The 1823-nt window shown below is 55.0% G+C and carries 2 protein-coding genes; one reads left to right on the top strand and one right to left on the bottom strand.

Annotation, left to right across the window (positions count from 1 at the left end; all coding sequences use genetic code 11):
* A partial coding sequence (locus D6694_13965; protein RMH36365.1) for a hypothetical protein occupies nt 1-197 on the top strand: 197 nt, incomplete at its 5' end.
* Between the two features lie 14 nt (nt 198-211).
* On the opposite strand, the gene D6694_13960 is transcribed toward D6694_13965, so the two are convergent.
* Nucleotides 212-1708, bottom strand: a complete 1497-nt coding sequence (locus tag D6694_13960; protein ID RMH36364.1) for a hypothetical protein — start codon at nt 1706-1708, stop codon at nt 212-214.
* Nucleotides 1709-1823: the final 115 nt, after the last annotated feature.

Here is a 1823-nt window from a genome sequence, read left to right as displayed (position 1 = left end):
CCACAACAGGTATTGCACAGAAAAGGCATGCCCCAGCGCCAGAAAACCGAGCAGGATATCCAGAAAACCGGCTGCGGGGGCGCGATGACGGGCACGCCGATTTGGTGTTGCTGGCGGCTCGTGCCTGTCTGGCTGCGGGGGCAGACGGGTCGATTGTGGAAGTACCCCCAACGATGGGACGCAATCTGTACGGTTGAGCGTGCAGAAACGCTCAGGGAGATTTAATCCACTGACCGCCGGAATACCACCACAGGTCAACTTTCTCGAGACAAGGATAAGACGCCAGGACGGTTTGGGGCTCGGCTCCTAAAAGCCATATCTCTTGAACACGCTGCATAGCGGGAGTGTGACAGGAAATTCCATCTGGGGGCGCGTAAAATGCAGACACAAACGGCGAAGGAACATCCACCAATTTACCCTTCCCGGTCAGCCCCCACAAGGGGATATTTTCGCCGGCGTAAAAGTAAGCCACCGGCGCAGCATAGGGGGGCTTGAGTACCAATGCCCATTCACTGGACGGATTGATTTGCTCAATAGCAGCAGGCATCACTGTCTTTTGCCAGGTGTGGTAATAAGGCCACAGGGCATTGAGTGACAATAAGACGCATCCCCCCAGCCACAACACGCGAAACAGGCGCGGTACACGTATAATCCCCGCGCTTAGAAACAGATACAACAACATGGCACTGCCCAACAAAGACTTGAAGGCCCACATGCGATTTTGCAGCACTCGCGCGTATCCGAAGGCCATCAGCACAGGTAAGACAGCAATCCATAACAGCGCAAGCGACACGGTCTCATTCCCTTCATCGTCTCTCTTGTACGAGAAATATCCAATCAGAGGAGGTACGAAAAACCAGGCAAGCCCGATGATGGTCCACACAACCCATGAAAGGCTGGATAAAACCGGCGGAATCAGGTGCGCCCCATCCAGAAAATAATCTCGTACAGCGGGAAAGCCAACAGAAAGCAAGCCGCCAAAGCGCCATAAGTCAGACCACGAGGGAACCCAGGCCCCTCCCGCGTTTCCCTGCCTGTATGTCCAAAACAAAATCATCATGGGCAGCGCCCCAAGGATGGCAGCAATACTCCCAACCACTGCCCGACGAAGAAACAGCGCAGGTAACGCACCTTTGCGATAACGCGTCAAACCCACCAGCACCAGCAAAGAAATTTCCGCCCCCAGGTAAAGCAGTCCATAGGCATGAATCCAGGGGAGCAGTGCCGCGCTCAATCCCCAGGGAAACAACCATTCAGCGTGGTCATCCAAAGCAAAAACCAAGAGACAGGCAGACAATACCACGACGGCAGATAACAGGGTATACATGCGCGCTTCCTGCGCGTAGTATACATCGAACGGCGACATCGCGGCCAATAACACCACAGGGAACACAGCATCCCATCCCCACCAACGCACCGCGGCAGCCCCTAACACAACAATGGCCGCCAATGAGAAGAACGCGCTCAAGGCCCGCAGCCCTGCTTCAGTTGCTGGCAATACCCACAGTGAGATTTTCAACAACAGATAGTAGAACACGGGATGCGGGTCGTGCAAAGGCAATTTGAACAAATCCCCCAGAGGAAGACGCGCTGCATCCCAAGACCAGGCTTCATCAAGGAAGAGTCCTTGCGAACCCAAATGGTATACACGCAATACAAGCGCCATCAAAAACACAAATGCCGCCAACCAATGCCACTTTTTGCTCATACCTTCCTCCAACGCGCCCGCAGCCAGGCCACTGTCACCAGCCAGGCCGGCAAACCGGCGGGAATGATGAGATACAGGTCGGCCTGCGGCCAGGGGAGCAGGTTGACGATGGTGT

The organism is Gammaproteobacteria bacterium, from assembly GCA_003696665.1.
Classification (GTDB): Bacteria; Pseudomonadota; Gammaproteobacteria; order Enterobacterales.
This window is presented reverse-complemented; position numbering and strand designations above follow the sequence as displayed.